This window comes from Paraburkholderia sp. GAS82, assembly GCF_050436285.1.
In the GTDB taxonomy this organism is placed as follows: domain Bacteria; phylum Pseudomonadota; class Gammaproteobacteria; order Burkholderiales; family Burkholderiaceae; genus Paraburkholderia; species Paraburkholderia phenazinium_B.
Genome location: NZ_JBNDLX010000004.1, coordinates 460,715 through 487,678, shown reverse-complemented (window position 1 = coordinate 487,678; position 26,964 = coordinate 460,715). Strand labels below are relative to the sequence as shown.

General features: G+C 61.9%; 22 protein-coding genes. 13 read left to right on the top strand and 9 right to left on the bottom strand.

Annotated features, from left to right (window positions below):
* Positions 1-255 precede the first annotated feature (255 nt).
* The 10 genes from P3T17_RS15560 to P3T17_RS15515 all read left to right on the top strand — a co-directional run bounded on the left by P3T17_RS15560 (position 256) and on the right by P3T17_RS15515 (position 16,120).
* Positions 256-2,961 carry a TonB-dependent receptor gene (locus P3T17_RS15560; protein WP_429407679.1) on the top strand — a complete coding sequence of 902 codons (2,706 nt, stop codon included), beginning with the start codon at positions 256-258 and terminating at the stop codon, positions 2,959-2,961.
* A 324-nt stretch (positions 2,962-3,285) separates the two neighbouring features.
* Positions 3,286-5,226: an extracellular solute-binding protein gene (locus P3T17_RS15555; protein ID WP_429407905.1), complete on the top strand. Its 1,941-nt coding sequence runs from the start codon at positions 3,286-3,288 to the stop codon at positions 5,224-5,226.
* 8 nt (positions 5,227-5,234) lie between these two features.
* Positions 5,235-6,287, top strand: a complete 1,053-nt coding sequence (locus P3T17_RS15550; protein WP_074265126.1) for a microcin C ABC transporter permease YejB — start codon at positions 5,235-5,237, stop codon at positions 6,285-6,287.
* Positions 6,241-7,353 (top strand): ABC transporter permease, encoded by a 1,113-nt coding sequence (locus P3T17_RS15545; RefSeq protein ID WP_429407677.1) that lies wholly within the window; start codon positions 6,241-6,243, stop codon positions 7,351-7,353. The genes P3T17_RS15550 and P3T17_RS15545 overlap by 47 nt, the downstream gene beginning before the upstream one ends.
* Positions 7,353-8,996: an ABC transporter ATP-binding protein gene (locus tag P3T17_RS15540; protein ID WP_074265124.1), complete on the top strand. Its 1,644-nt coding sequence runs from the start codon at positions 7,353-7,355 to the stop codon at positions 8,994-8,996. Before P3T17_RS15545 ends, P3T17_RS15540 begins: the two co-directional genes overlap by 1 nt.
* Positions 8,993-10,429 (top strand): TldD/PmbA family protein, encoded by a 1,437-nt coding sequence (locus P3T17_RS15535; RefSeq protein ID WP_429407676.1) that lies wholly within the window; start codon positions 8,993-8,995, stop codon positions 10,427-10,429. Before P3T17_RS15540 ends, P3T17_RS15535 begins: the two co-directional genes overlap by 4 nt.
* Before the next feature lie 11 nt (positions 10,430-10,440).
* Entirely contained in the window at positions 10,441-11,790 is a 1,350-nt protein-coding gene (locus tag P3T17_RS15530) for a TldD/PmbA family protein (RefSeq protein ID WP_429407674.1), read from the top strand.
* 4 nt (positions 11,791-11,794) lie between these two features.
* A complete protein-coding gene (locus P3T17_RS15525) occupies positions 11,795-12,367 on the top strand; it encodes a GNAT family N-acetyltransferase (protein WP_429407672.1) in 573 nt (190 codons plus the stop codon).
* Positions 12,342-12,896, top strand: coding sequence for a GNAT family N-acetyltransferase (locus P3T17_RS15520; RefSeq protein WP_074265121.1), 555 nt, complete (start codon positions 12,342-12,344; stop codon positions 12,894-12,896). The genes P3T17_RS15525 and P3T17_RS15520 overlap by 26 nt, the downstream gene beginning before the upstream one ends.
* Positions 12,897-12,907: 11 nt before the next feature.
* Entirely contained in the window at positions 12,908-16,120 is a 3,213-nt protein-coding gene (locus P3T17_RS15515) for a multidrug efflux RND transporter permease subunit (protein WP_429407670.1), read from the top strand.
* Positions 16,121-16,174: 54 nt separating this feature from the next.
* Here P3T17_RS15515 and P3T17_RS15510 read toward each other — a convergent pair whose 3' ends face one another.
* The 7 genes from P3T17_RS15510 to P3T17_RS15480 all read right to left on the bottom strand — a co-directional run bounded on the left by P3T17_RS15510 (position 16,175) and on the right by P3T17_RS15480 (position 22,989).
* The gene (locus P3T17_RS15510; RefSeq protein WP_429407669.1) at positions 16,175-17,560 is read right to left on the bottom strand and encodes a Fic family protein; all 1,386 of its coding nucleotides are present in this window, start codon (positions 17,558-17,560) and stop codon (positions 16,175-16,177) included.
* 277 nt (positions 17,561-17,837) lie between these two features.
* On the bottom strand, positions 17,838-19,040 hold the full coding sequence (locus P3T17_RS15505; RefSeq protein ID WP_074265118.1) for a tetratricopeptide repeat protein: 1,203 nt from the start codon (positions 19,038-19,040) through the stop codon (positions 17,838-17,840).
* 16 nt (positions 19,041-19,056) lie between these two features.
* Positions 19,057-19,485 (bottom strand): ExbD/TolR family protein, encoded by a 429-nt coding sequence (locus tag P3T17_RS15500; protein WP_429407667.1) that lies wholly within the window; start codon positions 19,483-19,485, stop codon positions 19,057-19,059.
* A 111-nt stretch (positions 19,486-19,596) separates the two neighbouring features.
* Positions 19,597-20,022, bottom strand: coding sequence for an ExbD/TolR family protein (locus P3T17_RS15495; protein ID WP_074265116.1), 426 nt, complete (start codon positions 20,020-20,022; stop codon positions 19,597-19,599).
* Positions 20,023-20,025: 3 nt separating this feature from the next.
* On the bottom strand, positions 20,026-20,946 hold the full coding sequence (locus tag P3T17_RS15490) for a MotA/TolQ/ExbB proton channel family protein (RefSeq protein ID WP_074265115.1): 921 nt from the start codon (positions 20,944-20,946) through the stop codon (positions 20,026-20,028).
* Between the two features lie 80 nt (positions 20,947-21,026).
* Complete coding sequence (locus P3T17_RS15485) at positions 21,027-21,728, bottom strand: energy transducer TonB (RefSeq protein WP_074265114.1); 702 nt, start codon at positions 21,726-21,728, stop codon at positions 21,027-21,029.
* A gap of 913 nt (positions 21,729-22,641) precedes the next feature.
* Positions 22,642-22,989, bottom strand: a complete 348-nt coding sequence (locus tag P3T17_RS15480) for a DUF4148 domain-containing protein (RefSeq protein ID WP_074265113.1) — start codon at positions 22,987-22,989, stop codon at positions 22,642-22,644.
* 408 nt (positions 22,990-23,397) lie between these two features.
* On the opposite strand from P3T17_RS15480, the gene P3T17_RS15475 reads away from it, so the two are divergent.
* The 3 genes from P3T17_RS15475 to P3T17_RS15465 all read left to right on the top strand — a co-directional run bounded on the left by P3T17_RS15475 (position 23,398) and on the right by P3T17_RS15465 (position 26,241).
* Complete coding sequence (locus P3T17_RS15475) at positions 23,398-24,075, top strand: response regulator transcription factor (protein ID WP_074265112.1); 678 nt, start codon at positions 23,398-23,400, stop codon at positions 24,073-24,075.
* A 115-nt stretch (positions 24,076-24,190) separates the two neighbouring features.
* The gene (locus P3T17_RS15470; protein ID WP_429407903.1) at positions 24,191-25,489 is read left to right on the top strand and encodes an ATP-binding protein; all 1,299 of its coding nucleotides are present in this window, start codon (positions 24,191-24,193) and stop codon (positions 25,487-25,489) included.
* Positions 25,490-25,527: 38 nt separating this feature from the next.
* On the top strand, positions 25,528-26,241 hold the full coding sequence (locus P3T17_RS15465; RefSeq protein WP_429407665.1) for a winged helix-turn-helix transcriptional regulator: 714 nt from the start codon (positions 25,528-25,530) through the stop codon (positions 26,239-26,241).
* 117 nt (positions 26,242-26,358) lie between these two features.
* Here P3T17_RS15465 and P3T17_RS15460 read toward each other — a convergent pair whose 3' ends face one another.
* Both P3T17_RS15460 and P3T17_RS15455 read right to left on the bottom strand, forming a co-directional pair.
* Positions 26,359-26,514 carry a hypothetical protein gene (locus P3T17_RS15460; protein WP_429407663.1) on the bottom strand — a complete coding sequence of 52 codons (156 nt, stop codon included), beginning with the start codon at positions 26,512-26,514 and terminating at the stop codon, positions 26,359-26,361.
* Positions 26,515-26,575: 61 nt separating this feature from the next.
* Positions 26,576-26,848: a DUF4148 domain-containing protein gene (locus P3T17_RS15455; RefSeq protein ID WP_429407661.1), complete on the bottom strand. Its 273-nt coding sequence runs from the start codon at positions 26,846-26,848 to the stop codon at positions 26,576-26,578.
* Positions 26,849-26,964: the final 116 nt, after the last annotated feature.

Below are 26,964 nucleotides of genomic sequence, written 5' to 3'. Positions count from 1 at the left end.
CGAATGATTGAAATGAAAATGAAAGTTAATACAACTAAATTGTAATGTTTTTGTAGTTAGAAATTAATAAGTCGAAGTGCCCTTTCTATCTCGCTGCAATGGATTGGAAACCGGTCGTGTTTCTTCAAGTTATACGACCGCAGGGCAACTTTGACGGCGCGCGGCGAACGTCGCCGCAAACGAGTAGAGAGGTTCAAAAGACCTCTCTTCGCACAAACAGGTGTGTGGCCTTACTGACGAGTGAGAAGGGGAAAAATGAAACAACGGGCATTGGCGTTGGCCATCAGACGAATAATCTGGGCCGAACTGGCATTGACGACCGCAATCGCCGTTCCGGCGTTCGCGCAAAGTCAGCCGGCTACCACGGAGACGCCGGCACCTGCCGCAGCGGCTTCGGGCACAGCAGCGGCGGCCGCTCCGGCGGCAGCATCGGGCGCTACAGCGACGGGCGGCAAGAACGTCAAGCAGCTGCAGACGTTCCAGGTGACGGGTTCGCTGATCCGCCAGTCGGACAAAGTGGGCTTCCAGCAGGTCCAGGTCGTTACCGCGAAGCAGATCCAGGATTCCGGTGCGAAGGACGTATCCGATTACATGCGCCAGATTTCGGCCAACTCGGCCAACAGCTGGAGTGAATCCACCTCCGACAGCTTTGCTGCCGGCGGTTCGGGTATCGCACTGCGCGGCCTCAGCGAAAAGTACACGCTGGTGCTGGTCGACGGTCAGCGTGTTGCGCCGTACGCATTCGCGGTTAACGGCACGGACCAGTTCTTCGACCTGAATACGATTCCGCTCGACGTGATCGACCGCATCGAAGTCGTGAAGACGGGTGCTGTGTCGCAGTACGGTTCGGATGCTATTGGTGGTGTGGTCAACATCATCACGAAGCACAACTTCCAGGGCCTGCAGCTCGACGGTAGCTACGGCGGCGCCACGCAAGGCGGCGGCGGCACGACCAAGTTCGGCATCCTCGGCGGCTTCGGCAACCTCGCCTCCGACGGCTTCAACGTCACGGCGGCTGCCAGCTACTACAAGTCGAACGGTTATACGCTTGCCGATCGCGATACGACCCAGAACCAGAACTTCAGCAACCAGCCTTATGGCGGTTATGTTCAAGCTCCTTCGTACTACCTGAACCCCACCACTGGCGTCACCACGGGCTTCGGCTGTGCACCGGGTGCACAAGTGCCGGTAGGCAACAACATCATCGCAACGCAAGCCGGCGCAGGCGCAATCACAGGCGGCACCGTCTGCCAGCGCAACGCTGCGGAAGACTACTCGATCGAGCCGATGACCGAGCGTCTGAACGCCAAGGTTCATGCCGACTTCAAGATCAACGATACGACGACCGCGTATGCTGACCTGTGGGAAAGCAACAATACGACGACCGTCAACGATGGTTATGCGCTCTACGGCAATGGCCTCCAGTACAACCCGGCCACGAAGTCGGTGAATCCGATTTCGTTTACCGCGGCAGCGAACAATCCGTTCAACACGACTGGCGTTTCCCAGGAAATTTTTGGCGCGTTGCCGACCACGTATGGCTCCACCACGGACGCGAACTACTGGCGTGCCGCGATGGGCGTGAAGGGCAGCTACGAGCTGGGTAAGGAAGACTGGGACTGGAATTTGGGCTACACCCATTCCATGAGCACGGTCAGCAATACCTACGGCGATATCGTCAATCCGGTCGCATTGACCAACGAGCTTGCCAATGGCACGTTTAATTACGTGAATCCGTCGGCTACCCCGGGCGCACTCAGCAATATTCTGACGACGGCGAACAACCTCGGTATTTCCAAGCTCGACGCGGTCGACGCGACGGCGGGAACACCGAACCTGTTCCATCTGCCGACTGGCGATGTTGGCCTCGGCCTCGGCGCGCAGTTCCTGCACGAAAGCGAACTGATCGAAGAAGGCGGCGCCTACCTGAGCCCCTACACGCTGAACCCGAACACGCAGCAAGTGGCCGGTGAGCGCAACGTAGCGGCCGTGTATTACCAGGTGGACGTGCCCCTGATCAACAAGATGCTGACGTTCAGCCAGTCGGGCCGTTACGACCATTACAGCGACTTCGGCGGTGCGTTCTCGCCGCGCTTCGCCCTGCGCTTCCAACCGATCCAGCAGCTTACCGCCTACGCTTCGTATAACCGTGGCTTCCGCGCACCGGAATTCCTCGAAAATACGAATTCGTCGAGCCTTGGCATCCAGCCGATCGGTCCGAATGGTCAGGACGAGAACGTCGTCACCAAGGGCAACCCGGCTCTGCAACCGGAACGTACGAAGAACTACAACATCGGCTTCGAACTGTCGCCGACCCGTACGACCGACATCGGCTTCGACTGGTACAAGATCGAAGTCGACAAGGCGATCGGCACGCAGACTAACCCGGCGGCCACGGTCTACAACCCGGATGGTTCGATCTCGTACATGGTCAACGAATACGAGAACCTGGGTTCGTTCAACACCGACGGCTTCGAAACGACGTTCGCGCAGTCGTTGCCGACTCCGATCGGTACGTTCAAGCTCACGGCTGACTGGGCCTACATCTGGCACTTCTACATGAACGGCGTGGGCGGTCTCTCCTCGCAGGTTGATGGTGCGGGTAACGACCTGACGCTCGCGCAGCCGTTCGGCGGTTCGTTCCCGCGCTGGAAGGGTAATACCGACCTGTCGTGGAACTTCCACCAGTGGAATGCCGATCTGGAATGGCAATACACGGGGCCGTACTCGGACGCGCTGGGTCTGAACTACACCACCGGTTCGTATAGCCAGTTCAACCTGAACGTGGCGTACACGGGCTTCAAGCACTGGACGATCTACGGCGGCATGAACAACATCTTCAATCGTGCGCCTCCGTACGATCCGCTGTGGGTCAATGCAACCGACCTGACCGGTTACGACCAGTCCCTGTACACGTACATGGGCCGTTACCTGCAAGTGGGTGCAACGTATAAGTTCTAACAAGTTGTAAGCCTGTTGACGATTGTCGCTCCGGCATTCTTTGTGCCGCCGGAGCGACTTTTTTTCGTAAGTAGCACACTGTGAGCTTCTCCGTACGTCGCCGTGACGGGCATGTCATGCCGGACCGGCCAGCGCGAGAGGAACGCAGGGATTGCGTAAGCGATGTGGTCTTGCTGTTCGGGACTTGTCGTGCGACGCTACCCGTAACCCAAGGCGCCATGCGACGCCTTAAGTGATCCGGGCGATGGCGGTTGGCATTGCCCAGGTCGATCCGACGAACCGCGTGTCGGCCACAAGCCAGCGCGCGACCTACGCATACTGATGATGAGACTTGTGAAGTTTCGGTTGCCGCGCGCCGCATGGACGATCTCTTGCGCTCTGGCGACCCGGCAAGCTGCCACGCGCGTTGCTCCGGCGCTGGTTGCCGCACTGCTTGGTGCAATGAGTCTGGCGGTGACGCCGGCCCATGCCGCCTCCGCGATTGCCCAATACGACCAGCCCAAATACCCCGCCAATTTCACGCATTTCGACTATGCGGACCCTGACGCGCCGAACACGGGCACGCTGAATTTCGAGAACTACAACGAACTGCAGAGCTACGATTCGCTCAATCCGTTTCTGGTTCGCGGCGCGCCTGCGCCGGACATCCAGAACCTGATGTTCGATACGCTGATGCAGCGCAGTTGGGATGAACTCGCCTCCGAATACGCCCTGATTGCGGACAATGTGGATGTGGCGCCGGACCTGACTTCCGCGACGTTCCACATCAATCCCGCCGCGCGCTTTTCGAATGGCGACCCGATCACGGCCGCCGACGTCAAATATTCCTTTGATACGCTGACGAGCCCGCAGGCCTCGCCACTGTTCAACGCGCAGTTCTCGATCATCAAAAGCGCGACGGTCGTCGACAGGATGACGATCCGCTTCGATTTCAAGCGAGCCGAGCGCGATGCGCCCCTGATCGCCGGTGACCTGCCGGTGTTTTCGCCGAAGTGGGGTATGACGGCTGACGGCAAACGTCCGCCGTTCGACCAGATCGCGGCAACGCCGCCGATCGCTAGCGGCGCTTATCTGATCGCCCAGCGCAAGAACGACAAGGACATCGAATACGTCCGTAATCCGAACTATTGGGCGGCGAATCTGCCGACGCGGCGCGGTATGTTCCGCTTCGACCGCATCCGTTTCAAGCTGTACCTAGACCAGTACACGATGCTGGAGTCCTTCAAGGCCGGCGATTCGGACGTCCGGGTCGAATACAGCGCCACCCAATGGGCGCGCAAGTATGTCGGCAAGAACTTCAAGAACGGTCTGCTCAAGCAGGTCGATGTGCCGGACGGCCCGGCGCAAATGCAAGGTTTCCTGATCAATCTGCGCCGGCCGATGTTCAAGGACGTCCGCGTGCGCCACGCACTGGCGCTTGCGTTCGACTACGACTGGATGAACCGGATGATGTTCTACGGCCAGTACACGCGTCTGAACAGCTATTTCGACGCCAGCCCGTTCGGCGCGACGGGCATGCCGAGCCAGAAGGAACTCGCGTTGCTTGAGCCGTTCCGCGCGGACTTGCCGCCTGATGTGTTCGGTCCCATGGTGAAGCAGGCCAACACGCTGCCGCCCAACTCGCTGCGCGGCAATCTCGTCAAAGCTCGCGATCTGCTCGCGCAAGCCGGCTGGCACTATCGTGACGGTGCGTTGCGCGATGCCAACGGCAATCCGATGACGATCGAGATCATGGACGACGAGCCCGGTATGGACCGTCTGATCCTGCCGTACATGCAGGCACTCGGCACGCTCGGGATTCAGGCGCATATGCGCGAGATCGACAGCGCGCTGTATGAGAAGCGACTCGATAACTTCGAGTACGACATGACCACCAAGATCTACGACCCGGTCACGATTCCGGGCGCGGAACTGGAGCGTCGTTTCGGCAGTGCGGCCGCGACTCAGGTGGGCTCGGAAAACTGGCCGGGGATCCAGTCGAAAGCGGTGGACGCGCTGGTTCACGCGGCGCTCGCCGCAAACAACCTCGACGATCTCGAGGCGGCCACCCGCGCGCTCGACCGTGTGCTGATCAACGAGTACTACCTCGTGCCGCAGTACTACAACGCGAACTCCCGCATCGGCTACAAGACGACAATGGCGTATCCGAAGATCGTGCCGGTCACGTACCAGGCGGAAGACTGGATCATCGACTACTGGTACAAGAAACCGCAGGCGGCGCTTTCCGCGGCCACGCCGGTTTCTGCTCCATCCGCAGCAAACTGAGGTTCACCATGCTTGCTTACATTCTTAGACGTCTGTTGTTGATGGTGCCGACCTTGATCGGCGTCGTGACCCTAACCTTTGTCGTCACGCAGTTCGTGCCGGGTGGGCCGGTCGAACAGGTGATGACGCAACTCCGCCACGGCAAAGGCCGTGGCGGAGAGGCGGGGGCGGGTGGCGGCGGCTATCACGGCAGCCAGGGCGTCGATCCGCAGCAGATCGAGCAGATCAAGAAGCAGTTTGGCTTCGACAAGCCGCCGCTCACGCGTTACTTCCTGATGATGAAGAACTACGCGACCTTCAATCTCGGGCAGTCCTACTATCAGCACGACAGCGTGTGGGACGTGATCAAGTCCAAGCTGCCGGTGTCGATCACCCTCGGCTTATGGACGGTGATACTGACCTACCTGATATCGGTGCCGTTGGGCATCGCGAAAGCGGTGCGCAACGGCTCACGGTTCGACACGGTCACCAGCGTTATGGTGCTGGCAGGTTATGCTATCCCAGGCTTCGTGCTGGGCGTCCTCCTGCTGATGCTGTTCGGCGGCGGTACCTTCTGGCAGGTGTTTCCGATGCGCGGTCTCACCTCGGATAACTTCCAGGACCTGAGCCTGTTCGGCAAGCTGCTGGACTACCTGTGGCACATCGTGCTGCCTGTCACCGCATCGGTGGTCGGCAACTTCGCTATCGTCACGATCCTGACGAAGAACACCTTCCTTGAGGAGATTGGCCGGCAATACGTGCTGACCGCAAGAGCCAAAGGGGCGCCGGAGCGCGACGTGCTGTGGAAGCACGTGCTGCGCAACGCTGCGATTCCGCTGCTGACAGGTCTGCCCGCCGCTTTCGTGGGCGCCTTCCTGAACGGCAACCTGCTGATCGAAACCCTGTTCTCGCTCGACGGTATGGGCCAACTGTCCTACGACTCCGTGATCCGCCGCGATTACCCCGTCGTACTCGGTTCGCTCTTCCTGTTCACGCTGATCGGTCTTGTAACCAAACTTATTGCTGACGTCTGCTATGTCCTCGTCGACCCCCGCATCCAATTCAACCGCCTGGGCCGCTGACCCGTCGGCAGTCACGCTCGTCGCCTCTGTGTCGCCGTGGCGGCGCACGTGGCAGCGTTTCAAGAGCCAGCGTCTCGGTTACTGGAGCCTGCTGATTTTCGGCGCGCTGTTCGTGATCAGCCTGTTCGGCGAAGTGCTGGCCAACGACCGTCCGCTCATCGTGCGTTACGACGGCCACTACTATTTTCCGATCGTGAAGGACTATCCGGAGGCGCTGTTCGGCGGCGACTTCCCGGCCAGGACCAATTACCTCGATCCGTATATCCGTTCGCGCATTCAGGGCAACGGCAATTTCGCTGTGTACCCGCCGAACCATTACCACTACGACACGATCGACTACTTCGCGGCGCATCCGTATCCGGCGCCGCCGTCGTCGAGCAACTGGCTCGGCACCGACCAGTTTGGCCGCGATGTGCTGTCGCGCCTGCTGTATGGTTTCCGTTTGTCGGTATTGATGGCGTTCGCGTTGACGATTTCGGGCGTGGTGATCGGTGTGCTCACGGGCGCCATTCAGGGCTTCTATGGCGGACGCACCGACCTGATCGGCCAGCGTCTGATCGAAATCTGGAGCTCGATGCCGGACCTGTACCTGCTGATCATCTTCGCTTCGATCTTCGAACCGACGCTATGGCTGCTCTTTATCCTGCTGTCGATGTTCGGCTGGCTGGTGCTGTCGGACTACGTGCGCGCCGAATTCCTGCGCAACCGCTCGCTCGATTACGTGAAGGCTGCCCGCACGATGGGCCTCTCGAACTGGCAGATCATGTGGAAACACGTGCTGCCTAACAGCCTGACGCCGGTGATCACGTTCCTGCCGTTCCGCATGAGCGCGGCCATCCTGTCGCTGACCAGTCTCGACTTCCTCGGCCTGGGTGTGCCGCCGCCGACGCCGAGCCTCGGCGAGTTGCTCGCCGAAGGCAAGAACAATCTCGATGCATGGTGGATTTCGATCTCTGCGTTCTCCGCGCTGGTGATCACGCTGCTGTTGCTGACCTTCATGGGCGACGCCTTGCGCAACGCGCTCGATACGCGCATGCGCGCTTCGGCGTTCGGGGGTGGCAAGTAATGAACAAACCTTTGAACAGGCCCTTGCTGGAAATCGACCGCTTCTCGGTGCGCTTCGGCGAAAAAGTCGCGGTGCAGGAACTGAGCCTGTCGATTGCTCGCGGCGAACGCGTCGCGCTGGTCGGCGAATCGGGCTCGGGCAAGAGCGTGACCGCCTTGTCGATCCTGCGGCTCGTGGACCAGGCGGATCTGAGCGGGCGCATGTTGCTCGACGGCGAAGATCTACTGCAAAAGACCGAACAGCAGATGCGCGGAATTCGCGGCGCCGATGTCGCGATGGTGTTTCAGGAGCCGATGACGGCCTTGAATCCGCTTTACACGGTCGGCAAGCAGATTGCCGAAAGCCTGCGCCTGCACGAAGGCATGCGCCCGAATGCGGCGCGCGAGCGCGGCATCGAACTGCTGCGCCGTACCGGGATTCCCGAGCCGGAACGTCGCATCGACAGTTTCCCGCACCAGTTGTCGGGTGGCCAGCGTCAGCGCGCGATGATCGCCATGGCGCTCGCGTGCCGGCCGCGTCTGTTGCTGGCCGACGAGCCGACCACCGCACTCGACGTCACCGTGCGACAGCAGATCGTCGATCTGCTGATCGAGTTGCAGGAACAGGAAGCCGCCGAGCGCGGCATGGCGGTGCTGCTGATCACGCACGACCTGAATCTGGTGAAGCGCTTCGCGCAGCGCGTCGCGGTGATGGAAAAGGGCGTGCTGGTCGAAACCAACACTACCGAGGCCCTGTTTGCGAATCCTCAGCATCCCTACACAAAGCGCCTGCTCGATAGCGAACCGCAACGTAACATCGACGCAGTCGAAGCGGACGCACGGCAGATTCTCGACGTAAAGGGTCTGGCCGTCGACTATCACGTATCGGCGAAAGGCTTGCGTTCGATCTTCGGCAAGTCGACCTTCCGCGCGGTGCACGACGTGGACCTGACGTTGCGCCGCGGCGAGACGCTCGGCATCGTCGGCGAATCGGGCTCTGGCAAGTCGACGCTCGCTGCGACCGTCCTCGGCCTGCAGCACCCGGCCGCCGGGACGATCGATATCGACGGGCTGGCGCTCTCGTCGCTGAAAAACGCCAAGGCGAAGCGGGCGCTGTACGCGCGCATGCAGGTGGTGTTTCAGGACCCGTTCGGCTCGCTGTCGCCACGTATGACGGTCGAGCAGATTATCGGCGAAGGCCTGGCTGTGCATCGGCCCGACATCGACGCGAGGGTGCGGCGCGATCGCGTCGGCGCGTTGCTCGAAGAAGTGGGTATGCCGGTTGAATCGATGCTGCGTTACCCGCACGAGTTTTCCGGCGGCCAACGTCAGCGTATTGCCATCGCGCGCGCGCTGGCCGTCGAACCCGAACTGCTGGTGCTCGATGAGCCGACCAGCGCACTCGACGTGTCGATCCAGAAGCAGGTCCTGAATCTGCTGACAAATCTGCAGAAAAAGTACAAGCTTAGCTACCTGTTCATCACCCACGATCTGGCGGTGATGAAAGCCATGGCGCATCGCGTGATCGTGATGAAGTCGGGCCGCATCGTCGAAGCGGGCGATACGATGCACGTGCTGCACGCGCCGTCGCACCCGTATACCCAGTCGTTGCTGGCGTCGTCGATGATCGCGCCCGTGTCCGATATCCAAGAGAAAATTGCATGATTGACGAAAGGTGGGCGCAAGCTGCCCGCACGCTGAAAAGCGACGCGGATTTCTGGTCGCTGCGCGTCGTCGACGAAACGATCGACGATCACGAAGTCCGCGACGATGTCGCCCAGCCGCTGCGCACCGTGCGTGACCGCGGCGCCATGCTGATCGCCTATGCCGGCGCCGGTGCCGGCTATGCGGCCACCGCCAATCTCTCGGCAGCCGGTTTGCAGGCTGCATTGGATATCGCAACCGCACGCGCGAGGGCGAGCAGCGAGCTGTCGCTGATCGATCATCGCGAGATCGCGCGTCCGGCCGCGAGCGGCCACTACGTGTCGCCGAACACGGAGCACGCATTGCCGAGCCGGCGCGACTGGCTTGACCGGCTCTGGCGCGAGTGCGCGGCCGCCAATATCGACCCGCGCATCGTCGAGCGCGCGGCGAGCGTGCAGGTGACGCACACCGATCAGCTTTACATGACCGGCGACGGCGTGCGGATCGACCAGCATTTCCGTTTTGTGATGCCGCAGTTGAGTGTCGCCGCGCATGCCAATGGCGACACACAAGTGCGCACGCTGGGCGGTAACTACGGCACGCTCGCGCAGGGCGGCCTCGAAGTGCTGGCGCGCTATGGTTTCGACGGCGCCGGCGCGCGCATCGCCCACGAGGCGCTGCAACTGCTCAACGCGCCGAATTGCCCGTCCGGCAAGCGCGATCTGCTGCTGATGCCCGATCAGATGATGCTGCAGATTCACGAGTCGATCGGCCATCCGCTCGAGCTCGACCGTATTCTCGGCGACGAGCGCAACTACGCCGGCTGGAGTTTCGTGAAGGCGGAGATGTTCGGCCACTATCAATATGGCTCCGAACTGCTGAACGTTACGTTCGATCCGGAACTGCGCGAAGAAGCGGCGGCCTACGCCTTCGACGACGACGGCAGCGCGGCACACAAGCACTATCTGATTCGCGGCGGCCTGCTCGAGCGGCCGCTGGGCGGCGCGCTATCGCAACAGCGTGCGCATCTGCCGGGTGTCGCGAATTCGCGCGCGTCGAACTGGAACCGGCCGCCGATCGACCGGATGGCGAATCTGAATATCGAGCCGGGTGACCAGTCGCTCGACGAGATGATCGCCAATATCGAACACGGAATTCTGATGCGCAGCAATACGTCGTGGTCGATCGACGACCATCGCAACAAGTTTCAGTTTGGCTGCGAGTTCGGTCAGTTGATCGAAAACGGCAAGCTCACCCAGGTCGTCAAGCAGCCCAACTATCGGGGCATCTCCGCGAATTTCTGGCGCAGCCTTTCCGCGGTCGGCAATGCGAGCACCCGCCAGCTGTTCGGCACGCCGATGTGCGGCAAAGGTGAGCCGGCCCAGGCGATCCGGGTCGGCCATGCGTCGCCTGCCTGCGTGTTCAGCAATATCGATGTCTTTGGAGGCGCATGATGAGCGGCTCCATGATGTTGCAAAATGCGTCGACGGTGGACTGGTATCGTCATTTCCTGCTACTCGCCGATGCCGTCGAGCATGCGCAGCGGGGTGCCGAAATCACGCTGATTTCGTTCTCGGCTGAGCAATCCGATTTCATCCGCTTCAACGCGGCCAAGGTGCGGCAGATCGGCAGTGTCTCGCAAGGCAAGCTGACGCTGCGCCTGATCGACGGGGCACGTCAGGCGTATTCCACGCTGACTGTCTGCGGCGAAACCGAGAGCGACCTGCAGGACGTGAGCCGTGCGCTCGCCACGCTGCGCGATGGACTGCGCGATGCACCGGACGATCCTCATCTGCTGTTCGATACGTCGCAGTGGGAACGCTCGACGCGCCGCGACGGAAAGGTGCCGGAGCCGCAAGCGCTGGTACGTACCGTAGACGAATGCGCGAAGGGGCTCGATTTCGTGGGCTTTTATGCGGGTGGCACGATCGTGCGCGGTTTCGCATCGACCAAAGGCAGCCGCGGCTGGTACGAAGTCAGCAACTTCAACTTCAGCTGGTCGCTGTACGACCCGAGCGGCCGCGCCATCAAGACGAGCTACGCCGGCGACCACTGGAGCGACGCCACGTTCGCCCGCAAGGTCGAGCAGGCGGCGGCCCGCCTGCCGATCCTCGCGCTGACGCCGCGGGCGTTGGCGCCGGGGCGCTACCGGTCGTATCTTGCGCCCGCTGCGCTCGAAGAACTATTGGGCGTGACCTCGTGGAGTGGCTTCTCGGCCCGCGCGCAGGCTACGTCGCGCAGCTCGCTATACAAGCTGCATACCGGCGAAGCGGCGCTCGATCCACGCGTGACGTTGACTGAAGACCTGAGCATCGGCATCACACCGGGATTCAACGAAGACGGTTATCTGCGTGCCAGCGTGCCGCTGATTCAGGACGGTCGCAGCCTGGAGCGTCTGACCAATGCCCGCAGCGCCCGTGAATACGGCCTGCAGCCCAACGGCGCGCTGGACTCCGAATCGCCTGTTGCGCTGTCGATGGAGGGCGGCGACCTCGCCGAGGACGACGTGCTGACGCAGCTCGACACCGGCCTCTACATCGGCAACCTCTGGTACGTGAATTTCTCGGACCGGATGAATTGCCGCCTGACCGGCATGACGCGCTTCGCGACGTTCTGGGTGGAGAACGGCAAGATCGTCGCGCCGGTCGAGGCGATGCGCTTTGACGACAGCATGTACAGGCTGCTCGGCGATCAGCTGGAACGGCTGGGCGCGCAACCGGAACTGCTGTTGAACGATTCCACCTACGGAGAACGCGCGACCGGCGGGATGCATCTGCCTGGGGTCCTCACGCGTTCGTTCGAGTTAACGCTTTAAGCGGATGGATAAGAACGCGCCAGCAAAACCACTGCCTGAAGCGTTCACGCTGCGCGCCTTGCGCGTCGCGGATGCGGCGCAGTTCCATGCACTGGAGCTGCAGCCTGCCATGTTGCGCGGCCATCCGCATCCACCGTATCCGACCCTCGAAAAGACTCGTGAGGGCATCGAGAAAATTGCTTTACCCGAGGTAGCCATTGCCGCGATGGTCGGCGATATACTGGTCGGCTTCGGACGATTGGTCCCCGGCAAGCTGCGTCGGGCTCATGCGGGCATGATCGGCCTCGGCGTGCATGAAGCGTGGCATGGCCGCGGCGTCGGCAATGCGCTGGTCGCCGAAATGCTCGACCTGGCCGATAACTGGCTGGGTCTGCGGCGCGTCGAACTCTATGTGTTCACGGACAATGGTCCGGCCATCGCGCTCTACCGGAAATACGGTTTCGAAGTAGAAGCACTACACCGTGGAGCGTCTTTACGTGACGGTGTACTGATCGATTGCTACTTCATGGCGCGGTTGCGTGAGCCGATGCCATTCGCAACGGACCACAATAATGAACACGAGCAGCGTGAGGTTTGAGAGAGAAGCACAGGTGACACCGCGCGTGGTCGTGCGCGCGTGCGAAGCGTCCGACATGGAGGCGATCGCCGACGTCATGTGTCAACCGGGTGTCCGGCGTGGCACGCTGACGATCGGCTATCGCACCGCGGAAGGCTTGCGGGAGTGGCTTGCCAAACTGCCCGCCGGCAGCATCAATGTGTGCGCGGAGCTTGACGGCCGTGTGGTCGGACATGCCGGCCTGCTGGCGAAAACGCCGCGCCGTGCGCATATCGGCGCCATCGGCATCTCCGTGCACGACGCCTTCCAGGGGCGCGGTGTGGGTGCCGCGCTGCTCGCCGCGCTGGTCGAATGCGCGGATGGCTCGCTCGGTTTGCGCCGCCTCGAACTGACCGTGTTTGCGGACAATGTGGCGGCCATTGCGCTCTATCGCCGCTTTGGTTTCGTCGAAGAGGGACGTTCGCGTGGCTATGCCATGCGCGACGGCCAGTTGGCCGATGTCTTGCACATGGCCCGTCTCGTCGACGCGCCGTCCTTCGTGCAGCACTGACAGGAACCTGAGTGCCCTCATTTTTTATCGACCGGCCGGTCTTCGCATGGATTGTCGCGCTTGCCATCATGGTGGCAGGCGCGATCGCCATTCCGCAGCTTCCCGTCGCCCAATATCCGCGTCTCTCGCCGCCGCGCATCGTGATCGTCGCGAGCTACCCGGGCGCAGCCACCGAGGTGGTGGACGGCGACGTGGGCAGCATCATCGAGGAGAGTCTCGATGGCGCCGATGGGATGCTGTACTACGAAACCAGCAGCGACGGTCAGGGCAATCTGGAAATCGACGCGACCTTCTCGCCCGCCACCAATCCCGACATCGCGATGGTCGATGTGCAGAACCGGCTCAAGCAGGTCGAGCCGCGTTTGCCGCAACAGGTGGTGCAGAACGGCATCAGCGTCTTCAAGGCCTCGAATACGTTCCTGATGCTGGTCGCGCTAACGTCCACCGACGGCACGCGCGATTCGTCCGACCTTGGCAGTTACATGAACCGCTACGTGATACGCGAGCTGAAACGCGCGCCCGGAGTGGGTTCGGCGCAACTGTGGGACTCCGACCAGGCCTTGCGGATCTGGCTCGATCCGATGAAGCTGCGCGAATACGGACTTGCCGCCGGCGACGTCAACGCCGCGATCACGGCTCAGAACGCCACGGTGACGGCCGGCACGCTCGGCGACGCGCCCTCGGTGCCGGGGCAGGAGCTGGTGGCCTCGGTGAACGTCAAGGGACAACTGGTATCGCCGGAGGAATTCGGCCAGATTGTGCTGAAGGCGAAGCCGGACGGATCGGCCGTGCGCCTGCGCGATGTGGCACGCGTCGAGCTCGGCCGCGACGATTACTCGTTCTGGTCGCGCCTGAACGGCCGCTCGTCCGCGACCGTCGGGATTCAGTTAGGACCGCGTGGTAATGCCCTGGAAACCTCGAACGCGATTCGAGCGCGCCTCGCCGAACTGTCGAAGAGCTTGCCGCCCGGCATACAGATGCAGATCCCTTTCGACAGTGCGCACTTTGTGCAGATCGCGATTCGTGAGGTGGTCTACACGCTGATCGAAGCTGTGGTGCTAGTGTTCTTCGTGATGTGGCTGTTCCTGCGTGACCTGCGTTATACGCTGGTGCCGACGGTGGTGATCCCGGTCACGCTGATGGGCGCGTTCCTCGCGATGTGGGCGTTCGGCCTGTCGATCAACGTGTTCACGATGTTCGGCCTCGTGCTGGCGATCGGGATTCTGGTCGACGATGCGATCGTGGTGGTCGAGAGCGTGCACCGCGTGATGGAAGAGGAGGGCTTGCCGCCGCGAGAGGCGACCCGCAAGGCGATGTCGCAGATTGGCAGTGCGATCGTGGGTGTGACCGCGGTACTGACGGCGGTGTTCGTGCCAATGGCGTTCTTTCCGGGCAGCGTCGGCGGCATCTACCGCCAGTTTTCGGTGGCGATGATCGCCTCGATGCTGGTGTCGTCGTTCATGGCGCTTTCGCTCACGCCGGCGCTCTGCGCCAACCTGCTGAAACCGACCGGCTCGACGCCGCACCAGCGCGAAGCGCGCCGCGGTCTGCGCGGCCTGTTCGCGCGCGCCGCCTCGAAGTTCGCCGAGGGTTTCGACGGGGCTTCGCATGGCTACCGCTGGCTTACCACGCGCACCTCGCAGCGTATCGGGCGCATGCTCGCCATCTATGCGGTGCTGGTCGGCGTCTGCGGCTTGCTCTACTGGAAGATGCCGGGCGGTTTTCTGCCGACGGAAGATCAGGGACAACTGCAGGTGATGGTTCAGTTGCCGGCCGGTTCGACCCAGGCGCGCACGCTGGGGGTGATCAAGCGGGTCGAGCAGATCCTGAATCGCCACGCCGAGATCGCTCACGTGACGAGCCTGATTGGCTGGAGTTTCCAGGGCAGTGGCCAGAACGTCGGCATGGCCTTCGTCGAACTGAAGGACTGGGACAAGCGCACAGTCAGCGCAATCCAGTTGCAGGACCAGTTGAATAGCGAATTCGCGAGCATTCTCGATGGCAGGGTAGACGCTCAGTTGCCGCCGTCGGTACCGGGGGTGGGGCGCTCGGACGGCTTTGTGTTCCGCATGGAGGATCGCGGTGGCGTCGGTCTGGACGCGCTTAAGGCGGCGCGCGAGGACCTGTTCGCGAAGGCCAAAGCCGATCCGGTTCTTGCCGATGTGCATTCCGAAGACCTGCCCGACGCGCCGCGTGTCGAGCTGACGATCGACCGGGCCAAGGCCTATGCGCTGGGTGTGTCGTTCGACAAGCTTTCCGACCTGCTGGGCAGCACTTTCGGTTCGACCTATGTCGACGACTTCCCGGCTTCGGGTCAGATGCGGCGCGTGGTGGTGGAGGGTGACGCGTCGACTCGCATGACGGACGACGATCTGATGGCGCTCTCCGTGATGAATTCGCAGGGGGCCATGGTGCCGCTGTCGGCCATCGCGACGCGCAAGTGGACGGTCGGGCCGGTGGCGTTGAGCCGCTACAACGGCTACCCGTCGCTCGACGTGAGCGGCCGCGCGGCGCGCGGCTACAGCTCGGGCGCGGCGATGAAGGAGATGGAGCGGCTCGCCTCAGCGTTGCCGGTGGGCGTGGCGTACGACTGGGTGGATGCCGCGCGGGAGGAAACGCTGGCGGAGAAGCAGACGCCGCTGCTGATCGGTTTGTCGCTGCTCGCCGTGTTCATGGCGCTCGCCGCGTTGTACGAAAGCTGGACGATTCCGTTCGCGGTGCTGATGGTGGTGCCGCTTGGCGTGATCGGCGCGGTGTCGGCGGTGTTGATGCGCGGCATGCCTAACGACGTGTACTTCAAGGTGGGGATGATCACCGTGATCGGGCTGTCGGCGAAGAACGCGATTCTGATCGTGCAGTTCGCCCGCGATCTGCATGCGCGCGGCCTGCCGTTGACGCGTGCGGTGATCGATGCCTCGGCCGCGCGCTTCAGGCCGATCGTGATGACTTCAGCGGCGTTCCTGCTGGGCGTGGCGCCGCTGGTGATATCGGGCGGGGCAGGGGCCGAGAGCCGTCAGTCGATCGGTACCGGCGTATTCGGCGGAGTGCTGGCGGCCACGCTCCTTGGCCTGGTGTTCGCGCCGGTGGCGTTCCATGCGGTCGCGTCGCTGACGCAGGGCAAGCGCCGGCGTCTGGCTGACGCCGGGCATGTCGCGGCGGACGAGCGTAAGCCGGATGGGCCGGTGAGCCCGGCGCGCTCGGACCGGGAGATGGAGTCGCAGTAGGTAAAGCGATGGCGTCGGCTCATGCCATGTGCGCCGACGGCGCGCCTTTCTTCGCTACTCGGTGACAGGGCGTCCTGCATCGACCCAACGCATCAACTCGCGTAGCGTCAGGCGGTAACGGGCGAAGTTATGCTCGCCGAGCCGGACGATATCTCCTTTGACGATCTCGGCGAGCTTCTCAGCATCCTGCGCAGGGAGGTCAAATTCGGCGATGGCCGTCCCGAGCGGATGGCCTTCTCGCACAACGCGGCTCACCAGTTCGTTGATGGCATCGCGATGCGTCGCGCGAAACAGGTCGGGCAGGCCAGCCGCCTGAATCTGCACGGCATATTTCCCGATCGAGCGGCGGTAGGTCCACGCGAACAGATCCGCAGCGATGCTGACATCCAGCTTTTCATACACGCCGATCCTCGCGCGACTATAGTCGTCGTCCGTCACGTCGAGAAAACTGAGCGGCGCGCAGTTGTACATCAGAAGCGGGATATTTGCGCTGAGCCGGCTGGTTCGCTTGTTACCGTCCTCGAACGGCTGGAGGTAGGCCAGGTTCACCCAGAGGAAGAAAGCGGCTTCTACGGGATTCTTGATATCACGTGCCTTCGCAACGATGATGCCGAGCATCTCCTCGAGCAGCGAAGGCATATGTGCCGGCACATACGCCGTGTTGTTGATGTTGACGACCTTCTGGCGAATCGCCCCGAGCGAATCTTCGTCGTGCAGCAGGCCCTGCATCAACAAGGTATGGATGTTCCGGATCACCATCACGGTGAGCCCATAGAGCGGCACCTCGTCGATCAGGAACTCGATCGCGCGCTTGTGGTTGAGCAGCATGATCGCGTCCTTGTCCTGCGGGTTGGCGTGCCCCGACCGGAACAGGACCTCGGTATCGAGCCGGGTGTAGCGGTTGCCTTCGAGCCGGGACGACGAAAAAGACAGGTCGATCAGCAGTGGCTCGATGACATTGCGCGCGTACGTGCCGGCGGGCTGTTGTCCTTGCATCCGTCCTTCCCGATAGAGATCGTTTGCGAGCGACTCAGGCAGCAGGAACGTCCGATTGGGTTCGTAATCGTCGACGAACTTGCGCTGATAAGTTACCGGCTGACGGGCGCCGAGAGGCACCTCGAGAGCAGCGAGGAGATCGCTTGAAGACGGAGACCACGAGGGGGATCCCGTTGGAATTACTGAGCCGGGACGCGTGACGGAGGAAGGCGCGGGTGTTTGCACCGTCCCCTCGAAACTGGCAAGGCTGTAACGGGAGGCCGAGGTACTTCCCGACTGGACTACTTTTCCGTCCGCTTTGAGCCGGTTCAGGTAGCGGAGTACCGTCGCCGGCGGCTCACCCAGTGCCGCCGCGATGTCCGACCGGGACAACTCGTGGTGTCCCAGATCGCGCTGCCTGGCCAGAAACCTCAGAACGGTGTCGTACAGTCCGCGCTTCGCCATTTTCTCGCTGGATACCTGCAAAATTGATTCAAGATTGATTCTTGAATCAATCTTAGCTCAAAACGGACGGAAAATGAACCAAGAATGATCCAAGATTGATCTAAGAATGATTCAAGATCCATAAATTGATCTAAGAATGATCCAAGATTGATCTAAGCGGGCGTCAGCGGGGAGACGAAACGAGGGGAGGGGAGCAAAAAGAATCGCGCCGCAAACCGGGACTTCGAGAGTCCAGCTTGCGGCGCGAGGTACAGCGTGTACAGCGAAGGAGGAGCGCTTACTTCGACGCCACCAGAATCCACAACCGCGCCAGGTCAGCCGAGCCGTCGTCGCCCTTGACCGCCTTGAACGCCTGAATCGCCTTCTGCTTCTGCCCGGCGAAGTAATACGCTTCGCCCAGATGCAGTTGCGCCTGATCCGGATGCGGCAGACCACCCTTGGCAATCAGCCCTTCCATCGTCGCCAGACCTTGCGGCGCCTGGCCCGCGAAGACCTGGTTGAACGCCAGATCGAACGGCGGAATCGGCACACCGTTGCTGTCGACCGTGCTCGTCGCACGCTTGGTCGCCAGCGCCTGCAGACGCTTTTCGCGGTCCGCACCGGCGTCCTTGCCGAGCACGCCTGACGAGAAGCCCTGATCGACCACCTGCTTGCCTTCAACCGGAGTGCCGGCAAGGATCGACAACTGCGTCATCTGCATATAATCGTCAGCCGTCGTCAGCGAACCGGTAGCACGGCGCAAACGGTAGGTGTCGATATCCAGATTCGACGCGTAGCCTGGCTTGCTGCGGATCGCCGAGAACAGATCATCCCAGTACGACTGCTTCGGGTGGTACGCCACCAGCTTTTCGAGCGCACCGCGATAGGTGGCCGAGTCGTTGGAGCGCTGCGCGCACGTGCCCAGCAACTGCAGCTGCGATTCGTCCGGAGCATGACCGGCACGCGCCTGTGCATCCACCGTAGGCTTGAGCAGGCTCACCACGTTGCCGCAGTCGTTCGACAGGTAGTACGACTGGATCAGCAGGGTCCGCATGTCCGGATCCGTGCCGCCGGCCTTCATGTAACGCTGCGCGGTCTTGATCGCCAGAGGATAGTTCTTACCCTCGAAGTAGATGCCAGCGAGAGCAGCGGTGGTGCGTTGCTCGTCGGCGCCCGTCAGCTTGCCCGAAGCGAGCAGCGTTTCGTAGGCCTTCGCCGCGGTACCGGAGTCGCCGGCCGCAGCGGCAGCCGCGCCGCGCATCTCTTCGATCATGTAGTTTTCGTAGGGCGTCTTGTTCGGGACGGCGTCGGCCTGCGCGATCTTCGCCAGCGCGTCCTGATACTTGTGAGCCCGGTACGAATCCTGCGCCGCGTTCAGCGGCTTGGCCACTTCGGGACGCAGGGTGTCGGCAGCATGCGACACGGTCGGCAGCACGACGAGGGCAGACAACCCCCCGAAAGCGGCCGCGATCACGGCACGCTTGAACCGTTGATGGATCATTAGCACTCTCACATCCTTATTGCATGTACTGCTCGTTGCCGATCAACCCGATCTTGGTGGCGCCAATACGTTGTGCGGCAGCCAGCACGGCAGCGACATCCTTGTACGGCACCAGCTTGTTCGGCAGCAGATGAATCTCAGCCTGTACCGGCTCGGCAGCAACCTGAGACAGTTTCGAGTTGAGGGTGGCCTGGTCCGGAATAACCGTACCGTTCCACATCATCGTGCCGTCGAAGTCGATATCGATCTGCACCACTTCCGGCTGGACCGCCGGAGGAGGTGGGTTGCCGACCGGCAGGTTCATCTTGATGGCGTGCGTCTGGATCGGAATCGTGATGATCAGCATGATCAGCAACACCAGCATCACGTCGATCAGCGGCGTGGTGTTGATGTCGACCATCACATCCGGTTCACCGCCACCGCCTGAAGATACGTTCATTCCCATAATCTGCTCCTGTCGACCGCAGTTAGCGCTTTAGCGCTTACTGCGGTCCCATGCCTCGCGGTCGACCCGAGTTAGCGCTTTGGCGCTTACTCGGATCCCATGCAAGCCTACTCAACCCCCGCGCGGCGGCGGCTCAGTGATAAATGACACCTTGGCGATGCCAGCACGCTCGCAGGCGGTGATCACGCGGCCGATAAACTCATAACGCGTGTTCTGGTCGCCACGCACGTTGACTTCCGGCTGCGGTTGCATCACCGACACGGTCTTCAACTGCGTGAGCAGCGTCGCTGCATCCACGTGCTTCTCGTTCCAGAAGAAATCGCCATCGCGGTTGACCGCGATCACGATACTTTTGGGCGTGGTCTGCAGCGGCTGGACTGCCTCATTCGGCAACTTCACCGGCACCGTGTGCGTAACAACAGGAATCGTGATCAGGAAGATGATCAGCAAAACCAGCATCACATCGACTAGCGGCGTGGTGTTGATGGCGGAGATGACTTCGTCCTCATCCCCCTCTTGCCCGACGCTCATAGCCATGGCTTACCCCGCGTGTTCGACCAACGTAGCCTTCTGGGCTGCAGCCGGGCGCTTTGCGCGGCCGCTGCCGGCCAGCAGGACGGTGTGCAGTTGTGCGCCGAAGCCGCGGACGCGTTCCATCACCGACTTGTTGCGGCGAACCAGGAAGTTGTAGCCGAGCACCGCCGGAACTGCCACTGCCAGACCGATTGCCGTCATGATCAGCGCTTCACCGACCGGACCTGCCACCTTGTCGATCGAAGCCTGGCCGGCGATACCGATAGCCGTCAGTGCGTGATAGATACCCCAGACCGTACCGAACAGGCCGACGAACGGCGCCGTGGAGCCGACCGTACCGAGGAAGGCGAGGCCGTCCTGCAGGCGGTTCGACACGTTGGTGATCGCGCGCTCGACCGACACGTCGATCCAGGTGTTGCGGTCGACGGCTTCGAGGAGCGCTTCGTCATGGTGTTCACCGGCATCGATCGCGGTTTCGGCGATGAAGCGGAACGGCGAACCTTCGTCCAGCATCTTCGCGCCTTCGGCGAGCGAAGGCGCGGTCCACAGCTGTTCGTCCGCGCTCTTGAAGCGGCGGTTCGCACGGAACTGTTCGAAGAACTTCGTGATCATGATGTACCAGCTGCCCATCGACATGATCACCAGCAGGATCAGCACGAAGCGGGCAACGAAGTCACCGTTTTTCCACAGGGCGCCAAGACCGTACGGGTTGTTGACGGTTTCGGAGGTGGCGGGTGCCGGCGGCGGCACAGCCTGGTCCGCCGGTGCTGCTGCGGGTGCGGCCGTCGGTGCGGCGTCGGTTGCCGATGCTGCTACGGTTGCGTCGCTAGCTTGCGCGTAGGCAATTTGCGGTGCGACAAAGGTCGTTGCCGTGGTTACGGTCAACACCATGCTTGCCGCCACTGCGGCGAGAGAACGCTTCTTCATGTCTGCTCCAGTTCATGCGTTGAACTTGTACAACGTGACTAATAAATCGCTACCGGTACCGCTCGGTTCGTGGGTTCAGTTCAGTTCAGGTTGAACGAGAACGGAACCTGGACACGGACAGGTTGGCCTTGGGAAACGCAACTAAACTTCTTTACCGCATTGAACGCCGCGCGATCGAGGGAAGAGTCATCCGACGATTTCGCGACATGCTCATCCGTAATATGGCCCTGCGGATCGACTACGAATTCGATGAGTACGTCACCCGTGACGTTGTTTTCCTGAGCTTCCTTCGGATACACCACGGTTGAGCGGATCTGGTCGGAGTTCGGGCACGCCACGTCGACCTGGGCGCTCACCGGCTTCGACGGGGCCGGCGGAGCGGGCGGGGCAGGCGGCGGTGCCGGCTGCGCCACGACCGGAGCGGCCTGGTGCGTAATGGTGGGCTGCGGCGGAGTCGGCACGTTGACTTCCGGCGGCGGCACGAACGGCGGCGGCGGCGGCGCGAACTTCGGCGGCGGCAACTGCACGGTCGGCAACGGCGGCGGAGGCGGCGGCTTCACCGGCTCGATGATCTTGGTTTCAATCGGATGTTGAATGACCTGCACCACCTTGGTGGCGAGGCCATTGAGCAGTGCATAGATCAGCACTATATGGAGGAGAAGAACGGCGGCAATACCGCCAAAGCGGCGCACGGGGTTCTGCTGCTTTTTCCCGAATTCGCGCGGGCGCCCAGTTCTGTGAACTGCGGTCGTGCCCGCCGGAAACTGCCCTTCAACTTTCATAACCACCTTCGTTCCTCCCGGCGTGAACCGCCCATTTCCGTGACTGCAGCGTTCTTGCTACGTCGAAACATTGTTTCCTTCAGCCCTAACGAGGGCGCGCAACATTCTTTTTGGACTCCAGATGGGCGGGCCGTAGCACTCGACTCGAGCCTAAAGGCTTGCGCCTTGGGTTCAGATCCCGGGTTGCAACGGCTATAGGCCGTCTGTGTGCAAGGCGCATGCCCGCGTCGGACAGATTCTGAGCGGTCCGCGGGGATGAGCGGAAACAGCCAGTAATCTATCTGCGTAGAAGTACTAATAGACGGTATTTGATACATCCCCTTCGCTTTGGCGCAGGCCGTGACGGACGAAAAGATGCTCGAACGTCACACGTATTTCACAGACCGTCATTAGCTGCGGCTGTAATTCCTGCGACGGAACGATATCAGTTCAAAATCTCGCGTCAAACTTTTTTTGATGGGGGCATACTGTGTTTAGAGGATGCGCTCTAATCATGTGGAGCGCATTTCGCCGGCCAGCTTACAAGAGTGAATGGTTGGGGCGAAAAAGTCGTTTAACTTCAACGTTATGCCAAATGCTTTTGTAAGGTTGTGAAGGCTGACGTTAATACTGATTTACGACGCGATAAAAAACAGCGTCAACGCCTTGCGCTACGCGACACGATTCTAAAGCAGGTCGCCGGTTGGCTGCACGGGAAAAAAACGTACCGCGGGGTGTGCGAAATGGATAGCCACGCGCATCGTGCAATGTCCGCGAAGTTCGCGCGTGACAAGGGCGGCGCCTGCAAATGATGAGAGCGGGATAAGGACTGCAAGCGCGAGAAGCGCGCTTGCAGGGTATTCGCCTAGACGCCTGGTTTCGACGGTCTGTGCGGCGGATTTCAGAGGCACGCGAGCGCTTGCCCGATGCACGGTCAGCTCGCCGGGTTGACTGCGCCGGTCGTTGCCGGTGCCGCGGTGTTATCGGGGTGCGCATCGGTCGCTGAAGCGGGCGGCATGCAGTCGGCGCGGTATTCGGCCTGCAGCTTCGCTTCGGCCGCCTCGAGGTCGGCAGGGTAGACGTTTTCGTCCGTGGCGGGGTTGTAGCCCATGGCCTCCAGTTCGCCGAGTTCGCGCATCAACTGCTTGTGCGTGACTTCGCCCTTGAGCTTCGTGAACGGATAACTGTTGCATTGCTTTGGCGTGAGACCGGGAGCGGCCATTGCAGAAGCGCTGCCGGCGAGCAACAGGGCCATCAAAACGGTGCGTGTCGCGAGTTTCATGTTTGCATCCCTTGGTGGAAAACTTCGTACAAAGGCAGCCAGAAAAAGTGGCTACCGGATGCAAACAGGCTAGTGGAGGGCCCATACCGTTTCGCCCTCTTAACGATGAAAGATCGTTCATCTTTGCGCCGCCGCCGGGGAGGGCGTCAAAGCGTGCGCTGCGCGCGGATCCCCGTGAGTTCTGGGCGCCTTTTCCTTGTTTAAATATTTTTTAATGAAACCGATATGTGAGCGTTACGGCCTCGCGCGTAGCCTGTGGCCATCTGTTGTCCACGTTGCGGCGCCCGGCGCGCCGTCCGCTTCCGAACTCAAACCTGCAAGCCGAATATGGCATCATGTACTTCTACTGATAACCAGTCGCGCACGCCGCTCAGGTCGGCTGAGTTCGCTGTCGCGCGTGAAATCATCATGTCGCGAGTGCTGACGATCGAAGATGACGAGATCACCGCCAACGAAATAGTCGGCGAGCTGAAAAGTCGCGGCTTCACCGTGGACTGGGTGGCGAACGGCCGTGATGGCATGGCGCGCGCCGTCAGCGACGAATACGACGTCATCACGCTCGACCGCATGCTGCCGGGCGTCGACGGCCTGACCATCCTCACCACCATGCGCAGCATCGGCATCCAGACGCCGGTTCTGATGCTGAGCGCGCTCGGCGACGTGGACGAACGCGTGCGTGGCCTGCGCGCGGGTGGCGACGACTATCTGACCAAGCCGTTCGACCCCGAAGAAATGACCGCGCGCCTCGAAGTCCTGCTGCGCCGCAGTCAAACGCCCGCCACGCAGTTCGAAACAACGCTACGCGTCGGCCCGCTCGAACTCGATCTGATCTCGCGCAAGGTCCAGCGCGACGGCGAGGAGATCGTGCTGCTGCCGACCGAATACCGCGTGCTCGAATTCATGATGCGCCACGCCGGCCAGACCATTACCCGCACCATGCTGTTCGAAGCGGTGTGGGGTTACCACTTCGACCCGGGCACGAACCTGATCGACGTGCACATGGGACGTCTGCGCAAGAAGATCGATCCTCCCGGCGTGAAACAGATGATCCAGACCGTGCGGGGCTCGGGCTACATCCTCGCGTGAGCAGATAACCTTGACGGACAACTCTTTCCCCGCGCAATCCGCACTGGGGCGCCGTTGGCATTCCACGACGTTTCGTCTGATCGCGGTATACGCCGTGATCTTCTCCATTTCCGTCATGTCGCTGCTGGGCTTCATCGGCGCCGCGGTCACCGGCGACATGGAGCACGAGACCGACGTCGTGATGCAGTGGCAGCTCATCTACTTCGATTCGATGCCGCATAGCGCGCTGGCCGATGCGATCCATCGCCGGCTCGAGCACGAGCGCATGCATGCCAATTACTACGGTCTGTTTTCGCCTGACGGCCACTATGTTGCGGGTGACGTGCTTGCGCTGCCGCCGGGACTGGCACCTGACCGGGGCGGCGTGACACTCGCCCGCAACAGCCTGCAGACGTTGAGCGGGGAGCCCTCGCCCGTGGTTCGCGCAATGGCCGAACGCCGTCGCGACGGCGAGACCCTCGTGCTGGCGCGCGACCTCACCCATATCCTGCGGATTCGCCAGACCATCATCAACGCGCTGATCGGCGGCGGTCTGCTGTGTCTCGTTGCCGGCGTGGTGGGCGGCCTTGCGCTCAGCGTGCGGCAAATGCGCCGCCTGAAGGCGATTCGCCGCGTCACGCTGCGCATCGCCCAGGGCGATCTCGGTCAGCGTTTGCCGATCGGCGGGCGCGATGAGATCGATATGCTTGGGCACCTCGTCAATCACATGCTCGAGGAAGTGGAGCGCCTCATGAACGAGGTCAAGGGCGCGTGCGACGGTATCGCCCATGATCTGCGCACGCCGCTCGCACACGTGCGGACGTTGCTGGGGCACATCGCGGAACGCTCCGATATCCTCGATGACGTTGCCGTGTCGGCGCTGGTCGCGCGTGCCCGTGACGAGACCGACGCGTTGCTCGACCGTTTCCGCGCCATGCTGCGCATTTCGGAGATCGGCACGCTGCAGCGGCGCGGCGGTTTTGCGACCGTGGAACTGCAGGCGCTCATCGAGGAAGTCGGCGAGTTGTACGAACCGCTGGCGGAACTTCGCTCGCTACAGTTTGTTGTCGAGTCCGAAGCCGTCGAGCCGATCCACGGCGATCGTGCGCTGCTGTTCGAAGCGTTCAGCAATCTGCTCGACAATGCCTTCAAGTTCACACCTGCCGGCGGCGTGGTGCGCATGTCGTTGCGCCAAACGCCCGCAGGGCCGCTGGTCGAGATCGTCGACAACGGGCCTGGCATTCCGCTCGATGAGCGCGACGCGGTGCTGCAACGCTTTTATCGCGGCGAGGGTACTCGCCATCTGGCGGGCTCGGGTCTGGGGCTTTCGATCGTCTCTGCCGTGATGCGTGTGCATGACTTTACGATCCGCATCGGTAATGCGGAGCCTGGCGCGCGGGTGAGCATCGAATGCTGGTCGAGGACGCTCGCGTGAGCCTTCCCGCTCTCTTTCCCTTCTGCACGGGAGGTTGAATGCGTATCCTGTTCGTCGCCGCGTCCCATCCCGAATCCGCCTGGCTCTATAAAGCGCTGCAGGAGAGCGCACACAGTCTGCAACGCGCCGAGGACGTGCGCGACGGCGCGTTTCTGACCACGCAGGAGCCGTTCGACGCGATTATTGTGATGGCCCTCGACGCCTCGTCCTATGCAAGCCTGCTGGAGACGCTGCCGCAATTCGTCACGGCCGGTGCGGGCGCGGCGATCATCGCCGTGCTTGGCCACTCGAACGCCCAGGACCGCAGCCGGGTGCTGCGTGCGGGCGCCGACGCCTGTTTCGGGCAACCGTACTCCTTCATCGAACTGCACGAGCGTCTGCAGGCGTTGCGGCGCACGGCGGCCTCGCGCGCTGCACACGATTTGCCGCCGGCGATGGCGACCGCTCCCGGTGAGGCGAGCGCCACGCTCTCACTGGATCCGCTGACGCATGAACTGGTCGACGGCGAACGGCGGCTGGTGGTGACGCGGCGCGAGTATCTGCTGATCGAATGCCTGATGCGCCAGTTCAACGCGCCGGTCCCGCGCGAGCAACTGATTCGCTATGCGTGGCCCGAGAAGGACGATGTCGACCCGTCGAGCGTCAATCTGGTGGTCTCGCGTTTGCGGCGCAAGCTCGCACAATATTTGCCGGAAGTGCACATCGAGACCGTCAGCCGTTACGGCTACCAGATCAGTACTGGATCGCACTGAGGGACGCCGCGCACCCCTTTCCTCAGGGTGATACGCCTCAAATCTTAAGACGAAGCCGCAATGAAACGAACGCGCTAACCCGTTTGGGGAGCGCGCTCGTGTCGTTCATGCTGACGCTCATGAACCGAAATACGGTGTGCAGAAGCCGGGCGGTCCGACACAGCCGTTGGCGGTGTCGGGGCCGGGCGCCGCGCAGCCGGATAGCAGTAGTCCGGCGGTGGCGGCGGCGAGCGCGTAAATTACGGCGCGCTTGAGTACGGTACGGGCTTTCATGGCTTTGATCCGGCGTGAAGCGGTACGGACAGCGCGCGCAGCGGCGTCTATTCCGCTAGCCTTAGTGTTCGTAGACCGTCGAGTTGAGATACTGCATCTGGCCATCCTGTTCGGCATGCACCAGTTCCTGGTAGACCTGCGCACGCGTCTTGGGGGCCTGTTCCTCGCCATACGGCGGAACCCATTGGCCGGCCTGCTCGACGGTGGAGTTCGAGTTCTGTGCCAGTTGTGCCGAAGCGGCCGGTTGCTGCGTGGTCGATGCACTGGTTTGCGCGAAAGCGGAAGCGGTAGCAGTGGCGCCCACAAAAGCGATAGCGATCATCAGGTATTTCATGTTGGTTGTCCTTACGAATTAGTGGTCGGTCTATATCTGGTTGCCTGACCGCGGCGCGAAGTTAAAAGCGAAGTAAAGAATTCGCTGCCCGGTTGATTAGAAGGATAGTCGCCGGG

Bases quoted from the DNA above. Each gene is read 5' to 3' on its own strand.
- P3T17_RS15560 (WP_429407679.1), top strand. From the start codon at position 256: ATGAAACAACGGGCATTGGCGTTGGCCATCAGACGAATAATCTGGGCC.
- P3T17_RS15555 (WP_429407905.1), top strand. From the start codon at position 3,286: ATGAGACTTGTGAAGTTTCGGTTGCCGCGCGCCGCATGGACGATCTCT.
- P3T17_RS15550 (WP_074265126.1), top strand. From the start codon at position 5,235: ATGCTTGCTTACATTCTTAGACGTCTGTTGTTGATGGTGCCGACCTTG.
- P3T17_RS15545 (WP_429407677.1), top strand. From the start codon at position 6,241: ATGTCCTCGTCGACCCCCGCATCCAATTCAACCGCCTGGGCCGCTGAC.
- P3T17_RS15540 (WP_074265124.1), top strand. From the start codon at position 7,353: ATGAACAAACCTTTGAACAGGCCCTTGCTGGAAATCGACCGCTTCTCG.
- P3T17_RS15535 (WP_429407676.1), top strand. From the start codon at position 8,993: ATGATTGACGAAAGGTGGGCGCAAGCTGCCCGCACGCTGAAAAGCGAC.
- P3T17_RS15530 (WP_429407674.1), top strand. From the start codon at position 10,441: ATGATGTTGCAAAATGCGTCGACGGTGGACTGGTATCGTCATTTCCTG.
- P3T17_RS15525 (WP_429407672.1), top strand. From the start codon at position 11,795: ATGGATAAGAACGCGCCAGCAAAACCACTGCCTGAAGCGTTCACGCTG.
- P3T17_RS15520 (WP_074265121.1), top strand. From the start codon at position 12,342: ATGAACACGAGCAGCGTGAGGTTTGAGAGAGAAGCACAGGTGACACCG.
- P3T17_RS15510 (WP_429407669.1), bottom strand. From the start codon at position 17,560: ATGGCGAAGCGCGGACTGTACGACACCGTTCTGAGGTTTCTGGCCAGG.
- P3T17_RS15505 (WP_074265118.1), bottom strand. From the start codon at position 19,040: ATGATCCATCAACGGTTCAAGCGTGCCGTGATCGCGGCCGCTTTCGGG.
- P3T17_RS15500 (WP_429407667.1), bottom strand. From the start codon at position 19,485: ATGGGAATGAACGTATCTTCAGGCGGTGGCGGTGAACCGGATGTGATG.
- P3T17_RS15495 (WP_074265116.1), bottom strand. From the start codon at position 20,022: ATGGCTATGAGCGTCGGGCAAGAGGGGGATGAGGACGAAGTCATCTCC.
- P3T17_RS15490 (WP_074265115.1), bottom strand. From the start codon at position 20,946: ATGAAGAAGCGTTCTCTCGCCGCAGTGGCGGCAAGCATGGTGTTGACC.
- P3T17_RS15485 (WP_074265114.1), bottom strand. From the start codon at position 21,728: ATGAAAGTTGAAGGGCAGTTTCCGGCGGGCACGACCGCAGTTCACAGA.
- P3T17_RS15480 (WP_074265113.1), bottom strand. From the start codon at position 22,989: ATGAAACTCGCGACACGCACCGTTTTGATGGCCCTGTTGCTCGCCGGC.
- P3T17_RS15475 (WP_074265112.1), top strand. From the start codon at position 23,398: ATGTCGCGAGTGCTGACGATCGAAGATGACGAGATCACCGCCAACGAA.
- P3T17_RS15470 (WP_429407903.1), top strand. From the start codon at position 24,191: ATGTCGCTGCTGGGCTTCATCGGCGCCGCGGTCACCGGCGACATGGAG.
- P3T17_RS15465 (WP_429407665.1), top strand. From the start codon at position 25,528: ATGCGTATCCTGTTCGTCGCCGCGTCCCATCCCGAATCCGCCTGGCTC.
- P3T17_RS15460 (WP_429407663.1), bottom strand. From the start codon at position 26,514: ATGAAAGCCCGTACCGTACTCAAGCGCGCCGTAATTTACGCGCTCGCC.
- P3T17_RS15455 (WP_429407661.1), bottom strand. From the start codon at position 26,848: ATGAAATACCTGATGATCGCTATCGCTTTTGTGGGCGCCACTGCTACC.